General features: G+C 71.7%; 23 protein-coding genes. 15 read left to right on the top strand and 8 right to left on the bottom strand.

The window, feature by feature from the left end; all coding sequences use genetic code 11:
• Window positions 1-55 precede the first annotated feature (55 nt).
• The 8 genes from WME76_RS07530 (at window position 56) to WME76_RS07495 (ending at window position 9,093) form a co-directional block, all read left to right on the top strand.
• Complete coding sequence (locus tag WME76_RS07530; protein ID WP_437959501.1) at window positions 56-688, top strand: RNA polymerase sigma factor; 633 nt, start codon at window positions 56-58, stop codon at window positions 686-688.
• Window positions 685-1,743 (top strand): tetratricopeptide repeat protein, encoded by a 1,059-nt coding sequence (locus tag WME76_RS07525; protein WP_437959500.1) that lies wholly within the window; start codon window positions 685-687, stop codon window positions 1,741-1,743. Before WME76_RS07530 ends, WME76_RS07525 begins: the two co-directional genes overlap by 4 nt.
• A gap of 187 nt (window positions 1,744-1,930) precedes the next feature.
• The gene (locus tag WME76_RS07520) at window positions 1,931-2,905 is read left to right on the top strand and encodes a hypothetical protein (RefSeq protein WP_437959499.1); all 975 of its coding nucleotides are present in this window, start codon (window positions 1,931-1,933) and stop codon (window positions 2,903-2,905) included.
• Between the two features lie 61 nt (window positions 2,906-2,966).
• The gene (locus WME76_RS07515; protein WP_437959498.1) at window positions 2,967-4,007 is read left to right on the top strand and encodes a hypothetical protein; all 1,041 of its coding nucleotides are present in this window, start codon (window positions 2,967-2,969) and stop codon (window positions 4,005-4,007) included.
• 64 nt (window positions 4,008-4,071) lie between these two features.
• A complete protein-coding gene (locus tag WME76_RS07510; protein WP_437959497.1) occupies window positions 4,072-6,138 on the top strand; it encodes a PEP/pyruvate-binding domain-containing protein in 2,067 nt (688 codons plus the stop codon).
• Window positions 6,135-6,611 carry a hypothetical protein gene (locus tag WME76_RS07505; protein WP_437959496.1) on the top strand — a complete coding sequence of 159 codons (477 nt, stop codon included), beginning with the start codon at window positions 6,135-6,137 and terminating at the stop codon, window positions 6,609-6,611. Before WME76_RS07510 ends, WME76_RS07505 begins: the two co-directional genes overlap by 4 nt.
• A 122-nt stretch (window positions 6,612-6,733) precedes the next feature.
• Entirely contained in the window at window positions 6,734-7,774 is a 1,041-nt protein-coding gene (locus tag WME76_RS07500; RefSeq protein ID WP_437959495.1) for a hypothetical protein, read from the top strand.
• Window positions 7,775-7,851: 77 nt separating this feature from the next.
• Window positions 7,852-9,093 carry a CotH kinase family protein gene (locus WME76_RS07495; RefSeq protein ID WP_437959494.1) on the top strand — a complete coding sequence of 414 codons (1,242 nt, stop codon included), beginning with the start codon at window positions 7,852-7,854 and terminating at the stop codon, window positions 9,091-9,093.
• A gap of 35 nt (window positions 9,094-9,128) precedes the next feature.
• Here WME76_RS07495 and WME76_RS07490 read toward each other — a convergent pair whose 3' ends face one another.
• The 4 genes from WME76_RS07490 to WME76_RS07475 form a co-directional block, all read right to left on the bottom strand.
• Window positions 9,129-9,881 (bottom strand): phytanoyl-CoA dioxygenase family protein, encoded by a 753-nt coding sequence (locus WME76_RS07490; RefSeq protein WP_437959493.1) that lies wholly within the window; start codon window positions 9,879-9,881, stop codon window positions 9,129-9,131.
• Window positions 9,882-9,956: 75 nt separating this feature from the next.
• Entirely contained in the window at window positions 9,957-10,505 is a 549-nt protein-coding gene (locus WME76_RS07485; RefSeq protein ID WP_437959492.1) for a hypothetical protein, read from the bottom strand.
• The gene (locus tag WME76_RS07480) at window positions 10,495-11,001 is read right to left on the bottom strand and encodes an RNA polymerase sigma factor (protein WP_437959491.1); all 507 of its coding nucleotides are present in this window, start codon (window positions 10,999-11,001) and stop codon (window positions 10,495-10,497) included. Before WME76_RS07480 ends, WME76_RS07485 begins: the two co-directional genes overlap by 11 nt.
• Window positions 11,002-11,049: 48 nt before the next feature.
• Window positions 11,050-11,181 (bottom strand): hypothetical protein, encoded by a 132-nt coding sequence (locus tag WME76_RS07475; RefSeq protein ID WP_267888043.1) that lies wholly within the window; start codon window positions 11,179-11,181, stop codon window positions 11,050-11,052.
• A gap of 236 nt (window positions 11,182-11,417) precedes the next feature.
• Between WME76_RS07475 and WME76_RS07470 the strand changes: the two genes are divergently transcribed.
• Window positions 11,418-12,938, top strand: a complete 1,521-nt coding sequence (locus WME76_RS07470) for a L,D-transpeptidase (protein WP_437959490.1) — start codon at window positions 11,418-11,420, stop codon at window positions 12,936-12,938.
• A 30-nt stretch (window positions 12,939-12,968) separates the two neighbouring features.
• On the opposite strand, the gene WME76_RS07465 is transcribed toward WME76_RS07470, so the two are convergent.
• From WME76_RS07465 to WME76_RS07455, 3 genes are all read right to left on the bottom strand, one after another.
• The gene (locus WME76_RS07465; RefSeq protein WP_437959489.1) at window positions 12,969-13,820 is read right to left on the bottom strand and encodes an STAS domain-containing protein; all 852 of its coding nucleotides are present in this window, start codon (window positions 13,818-13,820) and stop codon (window positions 12,969-12,971) included.
• 10 nt (window positions 13,821-13,830) lie between these two features.
• Window positions 13,831-14,688 (bottom strand): STAS domain-containing protein, encoded by an 858-nt coding sequence (locus WME76_RS07460; RefSeq protein ID WP_437959488.1) that lies wholly within the window; start codon window positions 14,686-14,688, stop codon window positions 13,831-13,833.
• Between the two features lie 186 nt (window positions 14,689-14,874).
• The gene (locus WME76_RS07455) at window positions 14,875-15,735 is read right to left on the bottom strand and encodes an STAS domain-containing protein (protein ID WP_437959487.1); all 861 of its coding nucleotides are present in this window, start codon (window positions 15,733-15,735) and stop codon (window positions 14,875-14,877) included.
• 241 nt (window positions 15,736-15,976) lie between these two features.
• Between WME76_RS07455 and WME76_RS07450 the strand changes: the two genes are divergently transcribed.
• The 6 genes from WME76_RS07450 to WME76_RS07425 all read left to right on the top strand — a co-directional run bounded on the left by WME76_RS07450 (window position 15,977) and on the right by WME76_RS07425 (window position 21,980).
• Window positions 15,977-16,666 (top strand): NUDIX hydrolase, encoded by a 690-nt coding sequence (locus WME76_RS07450; protein ID WP_437959486.1) that lies wholly within the window; start codon window positions 15,977-15,979, stop codon window positions 16,664-16,666.
• Window positions 16,667-16,890: 224 nt separating this feature from the next.
• Window positions 16,891-17,724: a protein phosphatase 2C domain-containing protein gene (locus tag WME76_RS07445; protein ID WP_437962086.1), complete on the top strand. Its 834-nt coding sequence runs from the start codon at window positions 16,891-16,893 to the stop codon at window positions 17,722-17,724.
• Between the two features lie 63 nt (window positions 17,725-17,787).
• On the top strand, window positions 17,788-19,728 hold the full coding sequence (locus WME76_RS07440; protein WP_437959485.1) for a hypothetical protein: 1,941 nt from the start codon (window positions 17,788-17,790) through the stop codon (window positions 19,726-19,728).
• A gap of 55 nt (window positions 19,729-19,783) precedes the next feature.
• On the top strand, window positions 19,784-20,830 hold the full coding sequence (locus WME76_RS07435) for a hypothetical protein (RefSeq protein WP_061616767.1): 1,047 nt from the start codon (window positions 19,784-19,786) through the stop codon (window positions 20,828-20,830).
• A gap of 24 nt (window positions 20,831-20,854) precedes the next feature.
• Window positions 20,855-20,986: a hypothetical protein gene (locus WME76_RS07430; protein ID WP_437959484.1), complete on the top strand. Its 132-nt coding sequence runs from the start codon at window positions 20,855-20,857 to the stop codon at window positions 20,984-20,986.
• Between the two features lie 169 nt (window positions 20,987-21,155).
• Window positions 21,156-21,980 carry a hypothetical protein gene (locus tag WME76_RS07425; protein WP_437959483.1) on the top strand — a complete coding sequence of 275 codons (825 nt, stop codon included), beginning with the start codon at window positions 21,156-21,158 and terminating at the stop codon, window positions 21,978-21,980.
• Between the two features lie 6 nt (window positions 21,981-21,986).
• Here the strand turns inward: WME76_RS07425 and WME76_RS07420 are convergent, their stop codons facing one another.
• Entirely contained in the window at window positions 21,987-22,955 is a 969-nt protein-coding gene (locus WME76_RS07420) for a hypothetical protein (protein WP_437959482.1), read from the bottom strand.
• Between the last annotated feature and the right edge of the window lie 1,045 nt (window positions 22,956-24,000).

The following is a 24,000-nucleotide window of genomic DNA, read 5'->3' as shown; positions in this document are numbered from 1 at the left end:
GGTCACGGCGATGGACGCTGAGCACTCACGAGCGCTTCGCGCGAGCCTCGGTCCGGTGCCCGAGCTGCGCCTGGCCAGCGCCATGACGCGCCCCGTCCCTCCCGCGGCCTCCGCCCCCGCGGCGACCGTGCCGCTCGACCTCGAGCGGATGCGCCGCGCCGGCGCGGGAGATCCCGCGGCCCAGGCCTGGCTCATGACGCAGGTGATGTCGCGGGTGCGCCGGATCGCGCGCGCGTTCCTCCGCAGCTCGGCCGACGCCGACGACGCCGCGCAGCTCGCCCTGCTCGCGATCCTCGAGAGCGCCTCGACCTACCGCGGCGAGGCCGCCGTCGAGGCCTGGGCCAGGCGCGTCGCCGTGCGGACCGTCCTCCGGTACGTCAAGCAGCAGCGCCGGGACGGCGTGCCGGTCGCCCCGGAGAGCGCGATCGACGAGGAGGTCGCCCAGGCGCCGCACCAGCCCCCGTTCGAGTCCCTCCCGCGCGAGGCCCGCGCGTACCTCGACGCGCTGCCCGAGGCGCAGCGCGACGTGATCATCCTGCACCACGCGCTCGACTACTCCATCGACGAGATCGCCGGCATGACCGACGTCAGCCCCGACACGGTGAAGAGCAGGCTCCGCCTCGGGATCGGCGCGCTCCGCAAGCAGGTGCGCCAGGACATCGCGGTCGGCCGCAAGAGGACAGCATGACAGGGACGCAGAAGTCCGAGATCGACCTGGACCGCCTGCCCGCCATCCTCGCCGCCGACGCGCGCGGCGAGCCGATCGGCGCGGAGGACGCGGAGCTCCTCCGCCGCGCCGAGCAGGACGACCCCGCGCTGCGCGCCGAGGCGCCGCTCTGGGCCGCGATCGGCGAGCTCGGCGATCCGCGCGCCGACGGCCGCGAGCTCAGCGACGCCGCCATGCTCCAGCGGGTGCTCGCGCGCGCCGCGGCGGAGACGGCGCCCGCGAGCGCGGCGCGGCCCCGCGCGGCGCCGCGGCCGGCGCTGCGACGCGGGTTCGCGGGGTCGATCGCCGGCGTGGCCGCCGCGGCGACCCTCCTGGCCGCGCTCGCGGCGGAGCTGGTCGACGGGCCCGCGCAGGCGCCCCCGCCCGCGCCGGGCGGCGGCGAGGCGCTCGATCCGGGCGGCGCGGGGCGGGAGGTCCCGAGCGTCCCCCCGCCCGCGCCGGGAGCGCCGGCGCTCGACCGGGGCGCGGCGGCGAGCGAGCCGCCGCCCGGCCCGCCGGCGAGCGCGCCCGCGGCCGACGGCGCCCCGGCGAGCGAGCCGCCGCCCGGCCCGCCGGCGAGCGCGCCCGCGGCCGACGGCGCCGCCGAGGCCCAGGGGCGCGCGCCGCAGCCGCCCAGGCCGCGCGCGGAGGAGCCCGCGGTGAGCGCCGAGGCGCTGCTCCTGCGCGCCCAGTCCCGGCTCGCGCAGGGGAAGACCGCCGAGGCGAGCGCCGCGTACCGCGACCTGCTCGCGCAGCACCCGTCCAGCCCCGAGGCGCGGGCGGCGCTGGTGTCGCTCGGGCAGCTCGCGCTGCACCAGGGCAAGGCGGCGGCGGCGCTCGGCTATTTCGAGCGCTACCTCGCCGGCGGCGGCGGCTCCCTCGCCGCCGAGGCCCGCGTCGGGCGGGTGCAGTGCCTGCGCCGGCTCGGGCGCACGGCCGACGAGCGCGCGGCGATCGCCGACTTCCTCGCTCGCCACGCCGCGAGCGTCCACGCGCCGCGGCTGCGCGCGCGCCTGTCAGAGCTCGGCGGCGGGTGAGCGCGAGGGCCCGCGAGGCCCGAGATCCCGAGATCACCGGGGTTCGCGCCGGTGCGCCGCCCGTAAAAAACTTTGACCCGCGATCTCGCATGGCCACCACCTGGCCACCGAGATGTCGCAAAAACTTCTTCGAATCGTAAAATTCCTTTCCCGCGGCGCGTGGCGCGTCAGCGCCCTCGGCGGGGTCTTGAGCCTCCTGACTGCCAGCTGCTCGACCACGACGACGGGCAACAACCCCCCGGACCCCGACGGGGCCGGAGGGTCGGATGGCTCGACCGGGGAGGGGGACTCCACGCTCCTCATCGGCGCCTTTCAGGTGCGCTCGTCGCCTGCCGCGCCCTCGGGGGACGGCGCGCCGGAGGCGGCCGGGACCACCGCGGTGCTCGGCAAGATCTACGACGGGACCACGCCCTCGCAGATCATCTGGGAGCTCGCGGCCGAGGAAGGGAGCTGCCGGCTCCTCACGCCGCGCGTCCCGTTCTGCAACCAGCCCTGCGGCGGGAGCGCCGTCTGCGTGGAGGACGACACGTGCCAGGCCTACCCGGCCGCGCACAGCGCCGGAGACGTGACGGTGCTCGGCCTGAACCTCCAGTCGGGCGAGGCGTCCTTCGTCATGAAGCCCACGGCGAACAACTACCAGCCGCCCGCGGGCGTGAAGCTCGGCTATCCGCCCGCCGACGAGGGACAGACGGTTCGCCTGGACGCGAGCGGCGATTTCTTCAGCGCCTTCTCGGTGGAGTCGAAGGGCGTGAGCCCCCTGGAGCTCCTGAACGACGCGGTCAACCTCGAGCCCGACCAGGCCGTGCAGCTCACCTGGACCCCGCCGGGGCAGGCCGGCATCTCGGAGGTCTACGTGAAGCTCGATATCAGCCATCACGGGGGCACGAAGGGGATGATCGAGTGCTCCGCCGAGGACACCGGCTCGCTCGACCTCCCGGCGTCGCTCGTCACGCAGCTCCTCGACCTCGGCGTCGCGGGCTTCCCGACGATCGTCGTCACACGCAGGGCCGTGGGCTCCACGACGATCCAGCAGGGCCGGGTCGATCTCGTCATCTCGTCCCAGATCGAGCGGTCGGTCGTGATCGCGGGGCTCACCTCGTGCAACGACGACTCGCAGTGCCCCGAGGGCCAGACCTGCCAGAGCGATCTCACCTGCAAGTGAGCCTCACCGGTTCCCGGTGCGACGAACAGTCCAGCTTAATAGAACAAAGGAAACAGAGACCATGACCATCGCTTATCGCTCTCTCTCCCTGCTGCCCCTCGCCCTCGCGCTGTTCTCACCCGTCGTCGGCTGCTCCGGCTCGGACCCGGAGGTCTCGGACAACGGAGCGACCGGCACGTCGTCGAGCGCCGGCGGCGGCACCACGACCACCGGCGGCGGCACCACGACGACCGGCGGCGGCACCACGACGACCGGCGGCGGCGCCACGACCACCACCGGCGGCGGCACCACGACCACCACCGGCGGCGGCACCACGACCGAGAAGTTCAGCTTCTTCGTGACCAGCCTCGTCGCCATGCAGCAGCTGTCGGGCTCGCAGGAAGGCTTCGGGGGCGATCTCCGCTTCGGCGAGACGGGCCCGGGCGCCGGTCTCCGCGGCGCGGACAAGATCTGCGCGGCGATCGCCGAGAAGAGCATGCCGGGCGCGGGGAGCAAGGGGTGGCGCGCGTTCCTGAGCGCCGCGGCAGGCGAGGACGGCAAGCAGGTCGACGCGATCGACCGGATCGGCGAGGGGCCCTGGTACGATCGGCTCGGCCGGCTGGTCGCCAACAACAAGGCGGAGCTGCTCAACGATCGTCCCAGCGCGGCCGACGAGGCGATCATCGACGATCTGCCGAACGAGGACGGCGTCCCGAACCACCAGCCCGATCCGAGCCAGCCCGAGGTCGACAACCACGATATCCTGACGGGGACCAACGACGAGGGCAAGCTCTACAGCGCGACGGCGACATGCAAGGACTGGACGTCCGCGGAGGGCAACAGGGACACCGAGGGGAGGCCGCGCGTCGGACACTCGTGGCCGAGGGACTTCGGAGGAGGATTCGGAGACGGCGGCGGCCCCGGCTTCCCCGGCGGCGGGCCCGGCGGCCCCGGCGGCCCCGGCGGCGATTTCAACATGGCCAACTGGATGTCGTCCCTCGACGAGTCGGGGTGCGCGCCGGGCGTGAGCCTCGTGGAGATGGGGCCGCCGCAGCTCGACGTGCCCACGGTCGGATCCGGCGGCGGTTACGGCGGGATCTACTGCTTCGCCCTGACGCCCTGACGCCCTGACGCAGGCGTACCGCCGCGCGCCCCCCTCGATCAGCTTACTTGTCTCAGGAGGATTCATGGTTCATCGCAATCGCATCACGTCCATCCTCGCGCTCGCCCTGCTCGCCGCGGCGCTGCCGGGCGCGTGCGGCGGCGGCTCGCCCGACGACGTCGGCGCGACCCCAGAGGTCTGCGAAGGCACGAGCGAGGACGGGTCGACGGAGTTCCTGAAGCGCGTGGGGTGCGCCGCGGACTTCGAGGCGCTCGCGTCGGCGCCCGTCGACGCCAGCCTGCCCGGCGCGCGCTCGGTCAAGGTGGTCCTGGACCGCGCCGATCAAGACGCGCTGTATTTCCAGAACAGCGTGCTTTATCAGATCCACTACGACTTCGTGTCATCGCACCTCTCCGGCGACCCGCTGCCCTACGTCCCTTCCCTCGCCGAGTTCAACGCGACCGAGTACTTCACGCCGGATCGCCGCTTCGTCCTCGGCGCGGTGACGCATTACCAGGGCCCCGACGTGTGGGCGCTCGAGCTCTCGCCCTATGACACCGCGTCTGCGGACATGATCACCGCCCTGTTCAAGGCGGTGAAGGCGGCCTCGTTCTTCGGAACGAAGCTCGCCTTCCACCCCACGTCGGAGGCCGTGGCGGTCGAGGCGCAGAAGCTCCCCGCCGACATCCCCGTGGTCAGCACCGGCGATCTCTACGCCGGGATCGACTACCAGCCGCTCTCGCTGGGCACGGCGGTGGGGCGGCTCCACTTCGCGAAGGCGGCGGATCTCGCCGACGAGTACCTGTCCCACCAGGACATCGTGGTCCTCGACGAGGCGCCCAACGACATCTCGGTCGTCCAGGGGATCATCACCGAGGAGTTCCAGACGCCGCTCTCGCACGTGAACGTGCTCTCACAGAACCGGCGCACGCCCAACATGGGGCTGCGCAACGCGATGAGCAACCCGGAGCTGCTCGCGCTGAAGGACAAGCTGGTCGAGCTCACCGCGGGGCCGTCGTCCTGGAGCGTCCGCGAGGTCACCGAGGCGGAGGCCGAAGCGTTCTGGGAGGCGCACAAGCCCGAGCCCGTCACGCTCCCCGAGCTGGATCTGACGGTCACCGATCTGCGCGACATCGAGGAGGTGACCCCCGACCCGAAGGACGGCGAGCCGCTCCGGGACGCGATCAAGAAGGCCGTCCTCGCCTTCGGCGGCAAGTCGGCCCACTACTCCATCCTGGCGAGGATCCCCGAGGTCCCGATCCAGAAGGCGTTCTCGATCCCTGTCTACTACTACGACCTGTTCATGAAGGAGAACGGCTTCTACGATCAGATCGAGTCGCTGCTCGCCGACCCGCAGTTCAACACCGACGCGGCGGTGCGCGACAAGGCGCTGAAGGCGCTCCGCGACGCCATGAAGACCGCGCCCGTCGACGCCGGGCTCCAGGAGCTCCTCAAGGCGAAGATCGAGGCGGAGTACGCCGGGCACCCGATGCGCTTCCGCACCAGCACGAACAGCGAGGACCTCGACGGGTTCCCGTGCGCCGGCTGCTACGACTCGAACACCGGCGATCCGGCCGACTGGGAGGATGTCCTCGACGCCATCCGCAAGACGTACGCGAGCGCCTGGAAGCTCCGCACCTTCGATGAGCGCACGTATTACGGCATCGATCACCGGACCATCGGGATGGCGTTGCTCGTGCACCACAACTTCCCGGACGAGGAGGCGAACGGCGTGGCGCTGACCAACAACCCGTTCGACCCCACCGGGATCCAGCCCGCCTTCTACGTCAACGTGCAGACGGGCGGCGACGTCGAGGTCGTGGCCCCGCCCGCCGGCGTGACGAACGACGAGATCCTCTATTTCTTCAACCAGCCGAACCAGCCTGTCACGTACCTCACCCACTCGAGCCTCATGCCGGAGGGCCAGACGGTCCTCACGGCGGCGCAGATCCATCAGCTCGGCGTGGCGCTCGACGCCATCCATGAGCGGTTCTCGCCCGCCTACGGCGCCGCGGCGGGCAACAACGGCTGGTACGCGATGGACGTGGAGTTCAAGTTCGACGACGACGCGAACCCGGGCGAGCCGGCGACGCTCTACATCAAGCAAGCGCGCCCCTACCCCGGCCGCGGGGCGGCCGCCGGGGCGCCGTGAGGCGGCTCCGCGCGGCGCTCGCGCTCCAGAAGGCCGGCCCCGCGATCACCCTGGCGCTCACGCTCGGGGCCGCCCTGTGGCTCCACCTGGACATCAGCCCGGGCGGGCAGGTCCTCGGATTCGCGGTCGCCCAGCCGGGCGAGCCCCCGCAGCCCGCGGGCGCGGGCTCGCGCGCGCACGCGGTCGCCTGCGTCCCCGAGCGCGCCTCCCTTGGCTTGCGCGAGGGAGACGCCGCCGAGCTCCGCGTCCATGGCCAGCGCGGCGACTCGATCCCGGGCACGGTCGTGGCGGTGGGCCCGCTCGTCTCCGCGCTCCCGCTGCACTGCTGGCCGACGCCGAAGGTGTCCGCATGGGGCCGCGTGGTCACGATCGCGCTCGACACGCCCGTGGCGCTCGCCCCCGGTCAGGCGCTCGACATCACGCTCGACAGCCCCCGCGGCGACGACGGAGGCCGCCTGGTACGCCGGGAATGATGAGGAAGCAGCTCGCGGTGTCAGAGGGGCAGACCTGCCAGGGCGATCTCACCTGCCGATCAGCCTCGCCGGACACGGCGCGACGAACAACGTGGCTTGATCAGGACAAGGAGACCGACACCATGACCTTCGCTTATCGCTCCCTGTGGCTCCCTCTCACCATCGCGCTGTTCTCGCACGTGCTCGGCTGTTCCAGCGGGGAAATTGGCGCCTCGAGCGACGGCTCGAGCGACGGCGCGACCGACGCGTCGTCGAGCTCCGGCGGCGCTGCGACCACCGGCGGCGGCTCCGCGACCAGCGGCGGCTCCGCGACCAGCGGCGGCGCCGCGACCTCCGGCGGCGGCGCCGCGACCAGCGGCGGCGCCGCGACCTCCGGCGGCGGCTCCGCGACCAGCGGCGGCTCCGCGACGGCCAGCAGCAGCTCCACCGGCGGCGCGACGACGGAGCCGTTCAGCTTCTTCGTGACCAGCCTCGCGGCCATGCGGGAGCTGTCGGGCTCCCAGGACGGCTTCGGGGGCGATCTCCGCTTCGGTGAGACGGGCCAGGGCGCCGGTCTCCGCGGCGCGGACAAGATCTGCGCGACGATCGCCGAGAAGAGCATGCCGGGCGCGGGGAGCAAGACGTGGCGCGCGTTCCTGAGCGCCGCGGCAGGCGAGGACGGCAAGCAGGTCGACGCGATCGACCGGATCGGCGAGGGGCCCTGGTACGATCGGCTCGGCCGGCTGGTCGCCAACAACAAGGGCGAGCTGATCGGCGAGCGTCCCAGCGGGGCCGACGAGGCGATCGGCGATGATCTGCCGAACGAGGACGGCGTCCCGAACCACCAGCCCGAGCCGAGCCAGCCCGAGGTGGACAACCACGACACCATGACCGGGAGCAACCAGCAAGGCCGGCTGTCTGGCCCGACGGCGACGTGCAACGACTGGACGAGCGCGTCGGGCGACATGAACTCCGGGAAGCCGCGCGTCGGACACTCGTGGCCGAGGAACTTCGGCGGCGGGGGCGGCGACTTCAACATGGCCCACTGGATATCGGCCCACGAAGCGCCGGGGTGCTCGCCCAGCGTCAACCTCGTGGACGCGGGGGGACCGGCGCCGGGCGCGACAGGCGTGGGATCCGGCGGCGGTTACGGCGGGATCTACTGCTTCGCCCTGACGCCCTGACGCCCTGACGCCCTGACGCCCTGACGCAGGCGTCCCTCCGCGCGTGGCGCCGACGGAGGCCGCCTGGTAAGCCGGGAATGATGAGAAACCGTGGCACTTTCCCCCTCCTTTCCCTGCCCCTCGTCGTGGCGAGCCAGAGCGGCTGTCCGGTCGACGAGGGGGCCGCGTCCGCGGTGGTGTTCGACCGGTCGGTGCTCCACAGGGTCGAGATCACCGTCGACGACGCGCATCTGAACCAGCTCGCGACGGACCTCGACGAGCGCGTGCCGTGCACCCTGACCTACGACGGCGAGGTCGTCGCCGGCGCCGGCATCCGGCAGAAGGGCAACGCGCTCGTGGATCTCTCGGAGAAGCCGAGCTTCAGCCTCAAGTTCGACGAGTTCGACGAGAAGGCGGATCTGCACGGGCTCAAGAAGCTCCTGCTGAACAGCGCCAAGCAGGACCCGACGTTCATGCGCGAGCAGGTCGGCGAGGAGCTGCACGCCCGCGCCGGGTTGCCCGCGGCGCGCAGCGTGCACGCGGTGGTGACGCTGAACGGCGTCGACAAGGGGATCTACGTCGTCACCGAGGCGATCGACAAGCGGTTCCTGAGGCGCCATTTCGGCGAGGTCAACGACGAGGGGGCGCTCTACGAGGGTCCGTGCTGCGGCGACTTCGTCGAGGATATCGACGCCGTGGAGCTCGACGGCGGGGACGACGACGGCGCGGCCGAGCTCCGCGCGCTCGCCGACGTCATCCGCGACGCGCCGGACGAGCAGCTCGCCGCGCAGGCGAGCCAGCACCTCGACCTGGATCGGTACATCACGACCTACGCCCTCGAGGCGCTGATGGGCCACTGGGACGGCTACGCGTACCGGGCGAACAACTACTATCTTTACGAGAACCCCGTGGACGGGCGCTTCGTGTTCATGCCCCACGGGATGGATCGAATCCTGGAAGACCCGTGGTTCGACACCGAGACGGCGCCCGTCGCCGTGCTCCCGGGCCGGATCCGCGAGATCCCGGCGCTCGACGAGCGCTTCCGCGCGGAGCTCACCCGCCTCGCGAGCGAGGCCTGGGACGAGGGCGCCTTGCTCGCGGTCGTCGATCAGGCGGCGCGGGTGATCGGCAACGCCAGCGCCGGCGAGGCGACCCGCGCCGATCTGCGCGAGTTCACCGCGAACGTGAACGCCCTGCGCGACGACCTGAAGCTGCGCCGCGACCTGATCGATCCCGCGGTCGCGTGCGGCGACGGCGACGTCGGGGGGCTCGAGACGTGCGATGACGGCAACACGACGGGGGGCGACGGGTGCAGCGCGAGGTGCCGCATCGAGCCGTGATCGGCGGCGCCCTCACGCCGCCCCGGGACCGCCGATCACCCCGTGATCCCCAGGACGAGGCGCGCCGGCGCGGGCAGGAGCTCGGCGTCGTCCACGAGGGTTGACGGCATGCCGCGGTGCTCCCGCGCGACGAAGCCGCACTGCAGCGCGCGCCGCGGGGCGCCGCTGCGGTTGCGGGTCCCGGCGTGCCAGAGGTGGCCGTTGAAGATGAGCAACGAGCCCGCCTGGGCCTGGACCGTCGTCTCCTGGGGATGACGGCTCGCGGGATCCGCGAGATCTTTCGGCGGCCTCCGGCGCAGCTTGTGAGACCCCGGCACGAGCCGCGTCGCGCCGTTCTCGGGCACGGCCCTGTCCAGGTAACACAGCGCTGTCACGACGTGGAACAGGCCCGGATCCCCCTGCGCGCCCCAGTCCATGTGCAGGCCCTGCTGCCCAAGGCCGGGCCGCGGGCAGCGCCACGCCACCGCCCCCAGCGCGAACGGCCGGCGGAGCACGTGCCGCGCCGCCGCGAGCAGCCGCGGCCACTGGAGGACGCGGAGGACGGCGCCCTGGCGCTCGCCGAGGCACGCCAGCTGCTGGTTGCCGCCCTGGGCCGTGACGCCCTCGCTCCCGTCGCAGTCCGCGCGCAGCGCCTCGAGCCACGCCGGGTCGATCGCCGCGCGGAACAGGACGTGGCCCGCGTCGTCCAGCGCGCGCTTCTCGTCGGCGGAGAGCGCAGCGGGCCCCGCGCCGAGCGCGGCGAGGGCCTCCTCGAACGCGCCGTCCGGGCCGAGCGTCGGATCTCCCACGGCGCCCAGCATACACCGGCGGCAGCCGGGCCGGACCGCCGAGCCGCCGGCGCGCGGGGCGACATCAGGGCGACGTCACGCGCCGCCGCGCGCGGGGCGGAGCGCGAGCGGCGCGGTGCCGGCGAGCAGCCCCGCCGCGAGGGCGACCACGCCGCCGAAGCCGACGCAGGCGCAGCCGAGCGCGCCCGTCAGCGCGGCGACGCCGCACGCCGACGCCCACGAGGCCCCGAGCCGCTCGGACCGGCGCAGCGCGCGCGAGAGCAGCACGCCCGCGGCGACGCCGCCCGCCAGGCACGCAGGGACGCAGATCGACACGCACCCTTCCGGCGTGCACAGGTGACCGTAGACGCGCGCCGCGTGCGCCGCCGCGAACGGCACGAGCCCCGCCGCCACGCCCGGGAGCACGCCCCGCCCGAGCTGCCGCCCTCGCCAGGAGAGCAGCGCCGCCGCGACGTAGAGCGCCGCGCCGATGACCGCGGTGGCGAGCGGGCGGTCGCTCATCAGCGCCGCCACGAGCGCGATCGCGAGCGTCGGGGACGCCGCCCAGGCGGCCTGTCGCGCCCTCCCGCGCTCGTACGCGCGATAGGCCCTCTCCTTCAAGCCCACGAGCGCCTCAGGTTCCATAGATCCTCCTCCACGCCTCCCGGAGGCGGGCAAATGCGCGCTCGCGGCGCTTGCGGAACGCCGCGCCCGACAGCGAGGGGTCGCGATCGCTCTCCAGCACGGTCGCCCGCAGCGTCTCGCGATCCGCCTCGGCCAGCGTGCCGAGCACCTCGCGCGCCGCGTCGTCGAGATCGCGGGCGATCGCCGCGTCCTCGGGCGTGGGCGCGTCGGCCGCGATCGACGGGACGAGCTCGTCCGGCGCTTCCCTGGACCGCGACCGCCGCCGCCGCGTCGTGCGGCACTCCCACGCCGCGATCGCGAGCGCCCAGGTGAGCGCGTCCGCCTCGGGCTCGAACGAGCTGGCGCGGTCGAAGACCTTGAGGAGCGCCTGCTGCGCCGCGTCCTCGGCGTCCGCCTCGCCCCCGAGCATGCGGCGGCAAAACGCGCTGATCGCCGGCCACAGGGCCGCATAGACAGGATCGAACGCCGCGCGATCGCCGTCAGCAAGGCGTCTCATCGACGCGTTGAGCAGCGATCGCGCGCGCGGTTCCAAGGGCGATGGTCCTCAGCCGCAGGGGCAGTCCGGGCAGGGGCAATCCGCGCACGGACAGCCGCCCGCGAGCTGCGTACCCGCGTAGGCCGCCGTGGGAATTCCGAGGACGGCCGCGATCAGGGTCACCTTGAGCCAACGACGCATGGGCGTTCTCCTTTTCTGCTTCTTGTTCCGGTCCGGCCGGCTGTCGTCGCCTGCCTTCCTCGGCTCTAGGCGCGAGCAGGGCCGAGCGTGACACCCGCGGCGATCGAAATCCTGGCGCGCCCGTCGTCGCAGCCCTGTCGTGCTCGGTTTACCGCCGGCGGCGCTCGCGCGCGTCCGGATTCCAGCTTTGCAGGTCATTCCGCCAGACAGGCTGAACGTGCTAGGGTGGCGCGCCTATGTCCGGCCGCTTGTGCACCGCTGCCCTCGGCGTCCTGTGGCTCGTCGGGTGCACGCCGTCGCGGCGCGACGCCGGATCGAGCGCCGGCCCGGCGGGGAGCACCGGCGTGGCGGTCGCGGAGCCCGCCGGCGCGCCCCCGGCGGACGCCCCCGGCGCCGTCGCGCCGGCCGTCGCTCCGGCGCCCTCGCCGGCGGCTCCGGCCGCCGCGGCCGCGCCCGCCGTGGCCGCAGCGGAGCCGCCGGCGGCGGTCGCCCGCGTGTACGCGAAGAGCCGCGAGGTGATGATCCGGGCGGCCCCGCGGCCGAAGTCCCAGTGGATCGGCCAGCTCACGATCGGCAGCTCGGTCCGGCTGAAGAGCGCCGAGCCCCTCCGGGGCGCGGGCGACTGCCCGGCGTTCTACGCCGTCGAGCCGCGCGGCTACGTCTGCGTCGACGGCGAGCGCGCCACGCTCGACGCGGCCGATCCCATGCTCCAGACGCTGGCCTCCCACGCCCCGCTCGCGGATCAGCCGTTGCCGTACCGCTACGGCGAGTCGCTCGGGCTCAAGCGCCTCTTCCAGGTGGAGGGCATCGAGACCCCGGAGTGGCCCTCGGGGATGCACGATACGCGGCACATGCAGGTCCGCCCGCGGTCGTCGGTCGCGTGGACGAGGGAGGTCGAGGCTGGCGGGGCGACGTGGCTCTGGGCGTCCGATCTCACGTTCGTGCCGAAGGACAAGGTCAAGCCGTACGAGGGCGCCACCTTCCAGGGCGTGCACCTCACCTCCGAGGTCCGCCTCCCCGTCGCGTTCTTCCGCCGCAAGCCGCGCCCCAAGTACCGCCTCACCGAGGGAAACCAGATCGAGAAGACCGACGCCGTGTGGGAGCGCCTCGACAGGGTCGGGCTGACGGGCAAATCGAGGCAGGTCGGCAAGCTCACCTACCTCGAGACCCGCGACGACGGGCACTGGGTGCTCGAGCGCGACGCGGTGGTCGTCAAGCCGCGGAAATCGCGGAACCCGTGGGGGCGCCCCATCCAGCTCGGCGGCGGCGCGCCCGAGGCGGTGGCCGAGGGGCCGAGGAACACGTGGATCGAGATCGCCGCGCTCGAGGGCTGGCTCATCGCCTACGAGGGCGACCGGCCCGTCTTCGCGACGCTGATCTCGGCCGGGCGCAACGGGGCCGAGGATCCGGAGAGGACCGAGGCCGAGCCGTTCGTGCCGCCCTCGACGACCCCGCTCGGCCAGTACCGCATCAACCGCAAGTGGATCACGAAGACGCTGATCACGCCCCACGTCGACGAGGACGACTGGATCGAGGCGGAGGTGCCGTGGAGCCAGCACTTCTTCAGCAAGTACCTCCTGCACGCCGCGTACTGGCACAACAACTGGGGCGATGGGCAGAGCGGCGGGTGCGTGAACCTCTCGCCGGTCGACGCGAAGTGGCTATTTCACTGGACCGAGCCGGCCGTGCCCGAGGGGTGGTACGCCGTCCAGGTCACGCGCAAGGACCCGTCGACCCGCCTCGTGATCCACCGCTGATCCGCGGCCGCACACGCGCTCATCACGCGCTCATTTCGCCGCCGGCGCGCCGCCGCCGCGCTCGCCCGCCGCGGCCATGCGCCGCATGCAGAGCTTCAGGCCGGCGCGCAGGTTGCTCACCGTCGTCACGCTGGACAGGTCGAGCCCGAGCGCGATCATCGTCTGCGCCACGTTCGACCGGATCCCCGTGATGATCCCCTCCGCCCCCAGCAGCCGGATCGCGTTGATCATCTCGATCAGGTAACCGGCTGTCCCCGTGTCCACCGCGTCCACCCCCGTGAGATCCAGGATCGCGAACCGAGCGTCCTTGTTCACGATCGCGTTGAGCAGGTTGTCCATCACCTCGGAGATCCGAAGGCTGTCCACCACCCCCACCATCGGCAGCGTCAGCACCTTGTCCCATACCTCGATGATCGGCGTCGACAGGTCGCGGATGACCCGCTGCTGCTTCTCGATCAGCTCCAGCTTGCTCCGGAGCTCCTGCTCTCGCTGCCCCGCCGCGGTGGCATCCATGGTGATGCTGACCGCGCCGGGCTCCCCGCCGTGGCGCACGGGGATGACCCATGTCTCCCAGTTGATGCCGTGCGCCTCGGTGACCGTGTGCGACGCCTCCCCCTCGATCGCCTGCCGAACGGACTGCACCGCCTCCGGCGCGCCCGCGTAGAGCTCGTAGAAGCTCTTGCCGACGTGCTCTCCCGGCTTGATGCCGGAGACCTCCAGCCCCTTGCCGTCGTGGAACCTGAAGGTGCCCTCGCGATCGTACCGGCACACGGCGATCGGCAGGTTGTCGAGGAGGGTCCGGAGGAGCAGCTCTGCCTCTCCGGGCTCCGCCTCGGGCTCATTGTCGATCTCCGCGCCCGTCAACGGCTTCCCTGCCCCCATGACGCGACCGCTATTTCGCCGCCGGTGCGACGCCGCCCTCGCCCGCCGCGGCCATGCGCCGCATGCAGAGCTTCAGGCCGGCGCGCAGGTTGCCCACCGTCGTCACGCCGGACAGGTCGAGCCCCAGCGCGATCATCGTCTGCGCCACGTTCGACCGGATCCCCGTGATGATCCCCTCCGCCCCCAGCAGCCGGATCGCGTTGATCATCTCGATCAGGTAACCGGCCGTCCGCGTGTCCACCGCGTCCACCCCCGTGAGATCCAGGATCGCGAACCGAGCGTCCTTGTTCACGACCGCGTTGAGCAGGTTGTCCATCACCTCGGAGATCCGCAGGCTGTCCACCACCCCCACCATCGGCAGCGTCAGCACCTTGTCCCATACCTCGATGATCGGCGTCGACAGGTCGCGGATGACCCTCTGCTGCTTCTCGATCAGCTCCAGCTTGCTCCGGAGCTCCTGCTCTCGCTGCCTCGCCGCGGTGGCATCCATGGTGATCGTGACCGCGCCGGGCTCCCCGTTGTAGCGCACGGGGACGAACCATGTCTCCCAGGTGATGCCGTGCGCCTCGGTGACGGTGTGCGTCGCCTTCCCCGCGAGCGCCTGCTGGATGGCCTCCACGGCCCCCGGCGCGCCCGCGTAGAGCTCGTAGACGCTCTTGCCGAGGTGCTCCCCCGGCTTGATGCCGGAGACCTCCAGCCCCTTGCCGTCGTGGAACCTGAAGATGCCCTCGCGATCGTACCTGCACACGGCGACCGGGAGGTTGTCGAGGAGGGTCCGGAGGAGCAGCTCTGCCTCTCCGAGCTTCGCCCCGGCCTCATTCTGGATCTCCGCCCCCGTCAGCGACATCGACGTACCGCCCCCCGTCATGGAAGCCTTCTACCCCGCGCGCGTGCTGCTCGTCGAGGGTCTGTCGACCGCCGCCGGAACGTTTCGTGAACCCGCCGGAGGAAATATCGCACCGCATCGCTGAGCTCGCCTGGCGCTCGCGGCGCGATCAACGCACTCGCCACCTCCGCGGCTCCCGTGCTCGCCAGAGGATCGCCGCGCGCCTTACTATTTCGCCGCCGGCGCGCCGCCGCCGCGCTCGCCCGCCGCGGCCATGCGCCGCATGCAGAGCTTCAGGCCGGCGCGCAGGTTGCCCACCGTCGTCACGCTGGACAGGTCGAGACCGAGCGCGATCATCGTCTGCGCCACGTTCGACCGGATCCCCGTGATGATCCCCTCCGCCCCCAGCAGCCGGATCGCGTTGATCATCTCGATCAGGTAACCGGCTGTCCCCGTGTCCACCGCGTCCACCCCCGTGAGATCCAGGATCGCGAACCGAGCGTCCTTGTTCACGATCGCGTTGAGCAGGTTGTCCATCACCTCGGAGATCCGAAGGCTGTCCACCACCCCCACCATCGGCAGCGTCAGCACCTTGTCCCATACCTCGATGATCGGCGTCGACAGGTCGCGGATGACCCGCTGCTGCTTCTCGATCATCTCGATCTGTATCTGGAGCTCCCGCTCTCGCTGGCTCGCCTCGGTGGCGTCCAGCGTGACGGTGATGAGCCCCTCGGGCTGCCCGCGCTGGTCGCGCACCGGGACTTGCCATGTCTCGAAGACGACGCCGTGCGCCTCGTGGATCCGGTGCGAGGCTTCCCCCGCCAACCCCCGCCGCAGGTCCTCCACGGCCTCCTCGTGATCCGCGTAGAGATCGAGCACGTTCGCGCCGACGAGCTGTCCCGGCTTCATGCCGACGGCCCCGAGCCCCTTGCCGTCCTGGAAGGTGAAGACGCCCTCTCGGTCGTACCTGGCCACGCTGATCGGGAGGTGATCGAGGACGGCGCGGAGCAGCAGCTCCGCCTCTCCGCGGTCCTCCGCGAGCTCATTCTGGATCTCGTCGCCCGCCGTCAGCTCGCCAGCGCCCGTCATGGAAATCTTCTACCGCGAGCGCGCGCCGCGCGTCGAGAGTTTGCCGATCTTCGCGGAGCCTTTCGCGAACGCGCGGAGGGAAACATCGCGCCGCCTCGCGGAGCAAGCCTGAGCCCGCCTGGCTCGCCGACGCGCGCATGAAAAGACCCCCCGGCGCCCGCTCGTCCCCGCGCGCCGCGGATCCGGAAAGTGTACATCGGACACCGATGTTCGTGTACAGGATACACCGATGGAGGATCGCATGTCTGTCTCGTACGAGCACCCGCGGCCGGCGCTGACGGTGGATTGCGTCGTGTTCGGCCTCGACGACGGGGACCTCAAGGTCCTGCTCATCCGGCGGGACCTCGAGCCGTTCCGCGGCAGGTGGGCGCTCCCGGGCGGCTTCGTGCGCGTCGACGAGGCGCTGGACGACGCGGCGCGGCGGGAGCTCGCCGAGGAGACGGGGCTCTCGGGGGTGTTCCTGGAGCAGCTCTACACGTTCGGCGCCCTCGGGCGCGACCCGCGCGAGCGCGTCGTCTCGGTGGCGTACTACGCGCTGGTCAAGCTCGGGGATCACCGGGTCAAGGCGGCGACCGACGCCCGCGAGGCGGCGTGGTTCGCGGTGGACGACACGCCGGCGCTCGCCTTCGATCACGAGGAGATCCTCGCGGCCGCGCTGGAGCGGCTCAAGGGCAAGGTGCGGTACCGGCCGATCGGGTTCGAGCTCCTCCCGCCGAAGTTCACGCTGTCGCAGCTCCAGCGGCTCTACGAGGCGATCCTCGAGCGCCCGCTCGACAAGCGCAACTTCCGGAAGAAGGCGCTCGGCACCGGGCTGCTCGTCGAGCTCGACGAGGTCGAGCAGGACGTCGCGCACCGCGCGGCGCGGCTCTACCGGTTCGACCGGCGGAAGTACGAGCGGCTCGAGAAGGACGGCTTCAGCTTCGAGATCTAGGCGCCCGCCGCGGCCCGGCGGCCCCCGGGCGCCACATCCCTCCGGCCTGCGCCCGCGCAGGGCGCGCTCCGCCCGGCGAGGGCGGCCGGCCCGCCTCCGGCCGGGTTGACAAGTGTACGATCGACACTAAGCTTGGTGTGTAAGCAACACGAACCGCCGGCCGCTCACCGAGCCCGGGCGCAGGAGGGAACACCATGCCTCGCGAGGTCGCTTTCTTGGCTGACATGGGTGGCGACGCGGCCTTCGAGGTCGCCGGCGGCACGGTGACCGGGACCGACCACCTCGCGGCGGGGCGGCCCAACCAGGACGCCTATGCCTTCCGGATCGAGGGCGGCTGCCTGGCCGCGGTGGTGTGCGACGGCTGCGGCAGCGGCGCGCGCAGCGAGGTGGGCGCGGCGCTCGGGGCGAGGATCGTGACCGAGCAGGTGCTCGGCGCGCTCGGGCGGGGCGGAGACATCGAGTCGCCGGAGACGTGGGAAGAGGTGCGGCGCGGCGCGCTCGCGCCGCTCCGGGCGGCGGCCGGCGCCATGGGCGGGCGCCTCGCCGAGGTCGTGTCGACCTTCTTCCTGTTCACCGTGGTCGGCCTCGCGATCTCCGGCGACAGGGCGTGCGTGTTCTCGCTCGGCGACGGCCTCATCGCGCTCGGCGACGACCTCCTGCGGCTCGGCCCGTTCCCGGGGAACGAGCCCCCGTACCTCGGGTATGGCCTGCTCGATCGCCCGCCCGGCGGCGAGGCGCCGCGCTTCACCGTGCACCGCGCGTTCCCGGCGAGCGCGCTCCGGGCTGCCCTGCTCGGGACCGACGGCGCCGTCGATCTGCTGGAGTCGTCGGCGCGGCAGATCCCGGGCGGCGGCGGCGAGGTCGGCCCGCTGTCGAGGTTCTGGGAGGACGATCGGTATTTCCGGAACCCCGACGCGGTGAGGCGGCGGCTCGCGCTCATCAATCGAAACGTGGCGCGGCCGGTGTGGAAGGAAGAGCGCATGGATCGCGAGGGCGGGCTGCTCCGCGACGACACGACGCTGGTGGTGGTGCGGAGATCCCCGCGGCAGCGCGATTGACGCGCGCCGCGCGCGGCTCGGCGGAGGACAGCTCGGCATTTCTTGCGCCCGAAGGAGGCGAAGGTGGACGTGTATCTGGGCACGAAACGGATAAAGCTCGATCCTCGGGCCTCGATCGGCAAGGGCGGGGAGGCGGACGTGTTCGACCTCGGCGACGGCCGCGCGCTCAAGGTCTGGAAGACGCCCGATCACCCGGATTACGCCGGTCAGGACGCCGAGCAGCGCGCCGCCGAGGCCCGCATCGAGCGCCACCAGGACAAGCTGCGCGCGTTCCCGGCGGCGCTGCCCGACCAGGTGATCGCGCCCGCCGAGCTCGCGACCGACAGGTCGAAGAAGCGCATCGTGGGGTACGCCATGCGCCTCGTGCGCGGCGCGGAGCCGCTCCTGCGCTACGGCGAGCCGTCGATGCGCCACGGCGGCCTCTCGGCGGCCGCCGTGTCCGGGGTGCTCGCGCGGCTGCACCGGACGGTGGCGGCGATCCACGACCGGGGCGTGGTGATCGGCGACTTCAACGATCTCAACGTGCTTGTCGCCGGCGGCGAGGCGTTCGTCATCGACGCCGACAGCTTCCAGTTCGGCCCGTTCCTCTGTCAGGTGTTCACCGAGCGCTTCGTCGATCCGCTGCTCTGCGACCCTTCCCTCCCCCGCCCGATGCTGGCGCGGCCTTACGCGCGCGAGTCCGACTGGTACGCGTTCGCCGTCATGGTCATGCAGAGCCTGCTCTGCGTCGGCCCGTATGGCGGCGTCTTCCGGCCGCGGTCCGCGGCGGCGCGGGTGCCCGAGAGCGCGAGGCCGCTCCGCCGCATCACCGTGTTCGATCGCGAGGTGCGGTATCCGAAGCCGGCGATTCCGTACCGGGTCTTGCCCGACGACCTGCTCGACGCGCTGTACCGCGTCTTCGTCAAGGACGAGCGCGGCGTGTTCCCGCGCCGGCTGCTCGACGCGCTCGCCTGGACGAGGTGCCCTTCGTGCGGCGTCGAGCACGCGCGCGCCGCCTGCCCGACCTGCGCTTCCGCCGCGCCGGCGGCCGTGAAGTCGTCCACCGTGGTGCACGGCGAGGTGCTCGCGACGCGGATCCTGAGCACGCGCGGGGTGATCCTTGCCGCGTCCGTCGGCGCCGGCGGGCTCTCTGCCCTGGTGCACGAGGGCGGGCGCTTCGTGCGGGAGGACGGCGCCGTCGTCATGTCCGGCGCGCCCCACCCCGCGATGCGCTTCGCGGTGCAGGGCGGGGCGACGCTGATCGGCCGCGGCGGCGAGCTCGTGGTGCTCTCGCCGGGCGCCGCGCCCGAGCGCATCCAGGTGGATTGCCTCGGGACGAGGCCGATCTTCGCCGTCAACGCGCGGGCCCGTTACTGGGCGCGCGGCGGCCAGCTCCTGCGCAGCGGCAGGCCGGGCGCGGCCGCGCTCTCGGGCGAGGCGGGCTCGGTCGCGATGGGCGATGTCCTCGAGGGGCAGACGATGTTCTGGGTCGGCCCCAGGTTCGGCCTCGGCTTCTACCGCGCCGGGAGCGTCTCGATCGCGTTCGTCTTCGACGCCGAGCGGCCTGGCCTCAAGGACACGGTCAAGCTGCCTTTCCCCGGCGGCAAGCTCACCGCGGCCACGTGCGTGTTCGACGCGGGCGCCGGGCGAAGCGCCGGCGGCGCGCGCTCGCGCGACGACCGCGCGCGCGCGTGGCTGTTCCTCGCCGCCGAGCAGGCGGGGCGCACGGTGCACCGCTGCGTTGTCGTGCGCGAGGACGGCGAGGTCGAGGCCGCCGCCGACGGCGACGCGGGGGGCGGCTCATGGCTCGGGGCGCTCACCGGCAAGTGCGCGGCGTCGGGGTTCCTGCTCTCTGCGACCGACAGCGGCGTCGTCCGCGTCGAGGTCCGCGGGGGAGCGCTCGTCGAGGCGCGGCAGTTCCCCGGCACCGAGCCGTTCGTCAACCAGGCTTCCCGGCTGCTCGTCGGCCCCGAGGGGCTGTTCGTCGTCGACGCGCAGGCGATCACCTTGCTTCGCATCTCGTGAATCCACGGCTGTTCTTCAGGCCCGCGCGCGCGGGCCGTTCGAGAGGAGAGAGACAATGAAAACGACAGAGCTCCCGCTGCCCGCCTTCTATGATCCGAAGAACGCCGAGCGGTGGGGTCATCACCCGGACGAGACGGCGCTGCACGGCGCGGCCGCGGCGTGGAGGAAGGCGCACGGCGTGAAGCCGTCGGCCGCCGACGCGCAGAACGTCCACCTCCTGCTCATCGACGTGCAGAAGGACTTCTGCTTCCCGCAGGGCTCGCTCTACGTCGCCGGCAGGAGCGGCACGGGCGCGGTCGACGACAGCCGCCGCATCGCGGAGTTCATCTACAGGAACCTCGGGTCGATCACGAACGTCACCGTCACGATGGACACCCACTTTGCATACCAGATCTTCTTCCCGGCCTTCTGGGTGGATCGCGAGGACCGTCCGCTCTCCGCGCACCGCGAGATCACGACGGCGCAGATCGACGCGGGCGAGGTGCGGCCGAACCCGGCCGTGGCGCGGTGGCTCTGCGGCGGCAGCTATCCGTGGCTCATGAAGCAGGTCCGGTATTACTGCGAGGAGCTCGAGAAGGCGGGCAAGTACAAGCTCTACCTGTGGCCGCCGCACTGCATCCTCGGCAGCGACGGGCACGCGCTCGCGGGGGTCGTGCACGAGGCGCGGATGTTCCACGCGTTCGCGCGCGGGGTGCAGTCGTGGGTGGAGGTGAAGGGCGGCAACCCGCTCACCGAGAACTATTCGGTGATGCAGCCCGAGGTGCTCACGCGGCACGACGGTCAGCCGCTGGCGCAGCGGAGCACGCTCTTCCTGAAGACGCTGCTCCACGCGGACGCGGTGATCATCGCCGGCCAGGCCGCGAGCCACTGCGTGCGCAGCTCGATCGAGGACATCCTGACGGAGATCGCGCTGACCGATCGCGCGCTCGCGAAGAAGATCTACGTCATGACCGACTGCATGTCGCCGGTCACGGTGCCCGACGGCAAGGGCGGCTTCCTCGCCGACTTCACCGCCGAGGCGGACAAGGCGCTGAGCCGCTTCGCCGCGGCCGGCATGAACCTGGTGAAGAGCACCGACCCCATCGCGCGCTGGCTCGTCTAGCGCGGTGGTGACCGGGCCGGTGAGGTGAAGAAGAGAAGAGAGAATTTGAACCACAGAGGCACAGAGGGCACAGAGGAAGAGAGAAAGAGAGAAAGAGAGAGAGAGAGAGAGAGAGAGAGAGAGAGAGAGAGAGAGAGAGAGAGAGAGAAGAGATAGATAGAGATAAATATTTTCTCTCCTTCTCCCCTCTGTGCCCTCTGTGCCTCTGTGGTTCAAATCTCTTCTCTTCCTCTCATCGAGCCAAGGAAGAGCGCCGGCGAACGCGCGACCAGCGCCGGCCGCCCCTGATTTCGCGCGCTTGAAACGTGTGACCGTGGAGGTTTCGATGAACATGAGCAAGGACGACGGGAACAGGCCGGCTCGCGATGGCTCGCTCGATATCGAGCAGCTCTTCGAGGCGGCGCGGGACGAGGGCGCGCTCTCGCCCGAGGCGATGCAGGCGCTGCACATCACCGACATCGGCGCCCAGATCCAGGCCGGCTTCGGCGTGCAGGTGGACGACGTGGCGTCGTCGGAGGTGGTGCTGGTCACGGTGATGCCCGACGACTCGGGATCCATCAAGTTCGCCGGCAACGCCAAGGCGGTGCGGGACGGGCACAACCTCGTGGTGAGCGCCCTCGCCGACTCCAGGCAGCGCGACTCCATCCTGGCGCACAATCGTTATCTGAACGGGACGGTGCTGTACCCGTATTGCCCGATCGCGCAGGCGGTGAAGATGGACACGAAGAACTACGATCCCCAGCTCGGCACGCCGCTCTACGACCAGACGGTGGTGCTCCTCGGCACGGTGATCGCGAAGGCGCAGGAGTTCGCGCTGAGCGGCGTCCCGGCGCGCACGGTCACGCTGATCATCTCCGACGGCGCCGACGCGGGCTCGACGTGGGCCAAGGCAAAGGACGTGTGCGCGCTCGTCCGCGACATGCGGCGCGCCGAGTCCCACATCGTGGCGGCGATCGGCATCCACGACGGCAACACCGACTTCCACGCCGTCTTCCGCGACATGGGGATCGAGGACCGCTGGATCCTGACGCCGAAGAGCGACGCGGCCGACATCCGCAAGGCGTTCGCGCTGTTCTCCCAGTCGGCGGTGCGCGCCAGCCAGGGCGGCGCGTCATTCTCGAAGACGGCCGCCGGGGGCTTCGGCGGATAAGGCGGATCAGGCCGCGGCCGCCAGGGGGAGCACGCCGTAAAGGCGGCGCAGCTCGTCGAGATCCACCGCCATGACGGACCAGAAGTCCCAGTCATCCATCAGATCGATGTTCATCCTCGTGCCTCGAACGAACGATCGCACGATGTCGTCGGCGAGCCCGGGCGTCGCGAGCATCCCCTGCTGCGCGGGCGCGAGCACCGTGAGCTGGACCCCTTGCTGGAGCTGGACGAGCAGGAACACGAGGATGCCGAACGGGTTCTCGCGGCGATACCCCGCCTGGAAGGCGATCGTCATCGCCTCGCCGCGCAGGTCCGTGCCGTAGCCCGCGAGGATGTGGCTGAGATCGTGGGTGAGCACGCCCTCGGGCACACCGCGCTTCTCGCCGGGAAAAGCGAAGCCGTTCGCTCGATAGAAGGTGAAGAGCGCCTTGCCGAGGGTGCCCTCCCTGTACCCCTCGAGGGAGCGATAGCGCGCGGCGACGGGCTCGTTCTCCGCGAGGCCGGCGAAGCTCGCGAGGTTCCTGGCAAGGCCGTAAACACCGCCCTCGTCCAGCATGCGCCGCACGCTCTTGCCGAGCAGCGCGTTGCGGGCGATGTCGATGCGCAAAAGCAGCAGCCGCCGCTCGTGGAGGCGATGGATCTGGCGGACCGCGTCGGGGCGGGCCCCCAGCGCCGCGGCGAAGCGCTCGACCTCGATCAGCTCGCGCTCGTCGATGCGCTCGCCGCACAGCGTCATGGCGCACAGGCCGTTGACGAGCTGCTCGCGGAGCGCGGGGTCCCCGACCGCGCGCGCGAGCTCCTCGGGCGTGATCGGGGCGAGCGCGTCGATGTCGAGGTCCGTGTGGAGGAGGTGCCGCTGCACGGCGGCGATGGCGGCGCGGCGTGGCTCGTCGAGGGGGCCGGCCGAGGTGAGGACGTCCTTGATGGCGCGCAATCCCGCGTGCGCCTGCGCCTGGCTCGGAATGATGTACGTCATGCCAGCAAGGATGCGGACGAGCGCGCGTCCCGTCCTTGACCGGCGGCGCCAACGTGTTGTCCGGGCGCGCCGTCAGGCCACGGTCAGCACGACGTTCCCCCGATGGTGGCGATGGCGGGCCCGGCGGCTACGGCGGCCCAGGGCGTGGCGGCGACTCGATCGGCGTCGCGCGTCGCCTACCTCGACGAGGACCAGCTCACGCTCGAGGGCGTCACCTTCGAGATCGGACCGGCGGGCCCTGGCGGCACGAGCTGGAATCACGCGACCAGCGCTTCGAGCTCGCGCGCTGCGGCTTCGAGCTCGCGCTTGGAAGCGATGCCGCGTGGAGTCTTCGGCGTTCGTCAACCACCTGGTCGACGAACGGCCAGTCACCAGCGCCCGATGCGTCCCTCGACCTTCACGGCCGGCTCCGCGCACCGGCCAGGCGGACACTGACGGCCCCGAGCCCGGCTCGCGGGCGTCCACCTCGTCCCCGCGGCCGCTCTGCGCTCAGCCTGGCCGCGGCACAGGCCCGCGCTCGAGGACCTCACCGGCGACCTGGCCGAGCTCGGCCGGATCGATGAGCTCGCGCGCCAGGGAGTGGCCGTCCTGGCGCCTGGTAGGACGGGCGCGCGGGGAAGTGCAAAGGATGACCAGTCATCATCGACGGATCCAGACGTACATGGACCTTGAAACGAAATCGCTGCTCGTTGCTGCGGAGCGTGCCCGCGTGCTTGACCACAACGGAAACCGCGGTTCCGACGCAGAGCACGCCAGCAGGGAGTGGCTGCGGCGCCACGTCGAGCCCGAGTACACGGTTTCCTCTGGCGAGATCATCGACGCGTTCTCGACAAATCGGAATCGCTTTGCGCGGACTATCCTCAGCGAGCACCATGCCAGTCCCACCGCACCCGTGAATCGCTCAGCGCGTGAGTTAGCGACGGGAGCTCACCCGGTATTCCCCGGCTCGCGGTGGTGGCCGAGGCTCCGCCGCTCCGATCCTCGCGTGTCGATCGCCTCGTTCCCGAGCCACGATCCCAACCTGGGTCGGAGCGCCGGTCGTCGG

Source organism: Sorangium sp. So ce119, from assembly GCF_051524405.1.
GTDB classification, from domain to species: domain Bacteria; phylum Myxococcota_A; class Polyangia; order Polyangiales; family Polyangiaceae; genus Sorangium; species Sorangium cellulosum_G.
Note: the sequence above shows the minus strand (reverse complement) of the source record. Positions and strands in the feature narration are given on the sequence as shown.

Coding starts and splice junctions, on each gene's coding strand:
- WME76_RS07500 (WP_437959495.1), top strand. CDS start 6,734: ATGACCTTCGCTTATCGCTCCCTGTGGCTCCCTCTCACCATCGCGCTG.
- WME76_RS07455 (WP_437959487.1), bottom strand. CDS start 15,735: ATGACGGGCGCTGGCGAGCTGACGGCGGGCGACGAGATCCAGAATGAG.
- WME76_RS07525 (WP_437959500.1), top strand. CDS start 685: ATGACAGGGACGCAGAAGTCCGAGATCGACCTGGACCGCCTGCCCGCC.
- WME76_RS07420 (WP_437959482.1), bottom strand. CDS start 22,955: ATGACGTACATCATTCCGAGCCAGGCGCAGGCGCACGCGGGATTGCGC.
- WME76_RS07445 (WP_437962086.1), top strand. CDS start 16,891: ATGGGTGGCGACGCGGCCTTCGAGGTCGCCGGCGGCACGGTGACCGGG.
- WME76_RS07465 (WP_437959489.1), bottom strand. CDS start 13,820: ATGGGGGCAGGGAAGCCGTTGACGGGCGCGGAGATCGACAATGAGCCC.
- WME76_RS07485 (WP_437959492.1), bottom strand. CDS start 10,505: ATGGAACCTGAGGCGCTCGTGGGCTTGAAGGAGAGGGCCTATCGCGCG.
- WME76_RS07475 (WP_267888043.1), bottom strand. CDS start 11,181: ATGCGTCGTTGGCTCAAGGTGACCCTGATCGCGGCCGTCCTCGGAATT.
- WME76_RS07515 (WP_437959498.1), top strand. CDS start 2,967: ATGACCATCGCTTATCGCTCTCTCTCCCTGCTGCCCCTCGCCCTCGCG.
- WME76_RS07480 (WP_437959491.1), bottom strand. CDS start 11,001: ATGAGACGCCTTGCTGACGGCGATCGCGCGGCGTTCGATCCTGTCTAT.
- WME76_RS07470 (WP_437959490.1), top strand. CDS start 11,418: ATGTCCGGCCGCTTGTGCACCGCTGCCCTCGGCGTCCTGTGGCTCGTC.
- WME76_RS07510 (WP_437959497.1), top strand. CDS start 4,072: ATGGTTCATCGCAATCGCATCACGTCCATCCTCGCGCTCGCCCTGCTC.
- WME76_RS07425 (WP_437959483.1), top strand. CDS start 21,156: ATGAACATGAGCAAGGACGACGGGAACAGGCCGGCTCGCGATGGCTCG.
- WME76_RS07450 (WP_437959486.1), top strand. CDS start 15,977: ATGTCTGTCTCGTACGAGCACCCGCGGCCGGCGCTGACGGTGGATTGC.
- WME76_RS07460 (WP_437959488.1), bottom strand. CDS start 14,688: ATGACGGGGGGCGGTACGTCGATGTCGCTGACGGGGGCGGAGATCCAG.
- WME76_RS07495 (WP_437959494.1), top strand. CDS start 7,852: ATGATGAGAAACCGTGGCACTTTCCCCCTCCTTTCCCTGCCCCTCGTC.
- WME76_RS07435 (WP_061616767.1), top strand. CDS start 19,784: ATGAAAACGACAGAGCTCCCGCTGCCCGCCTTCTATGATCCGAAGAAC.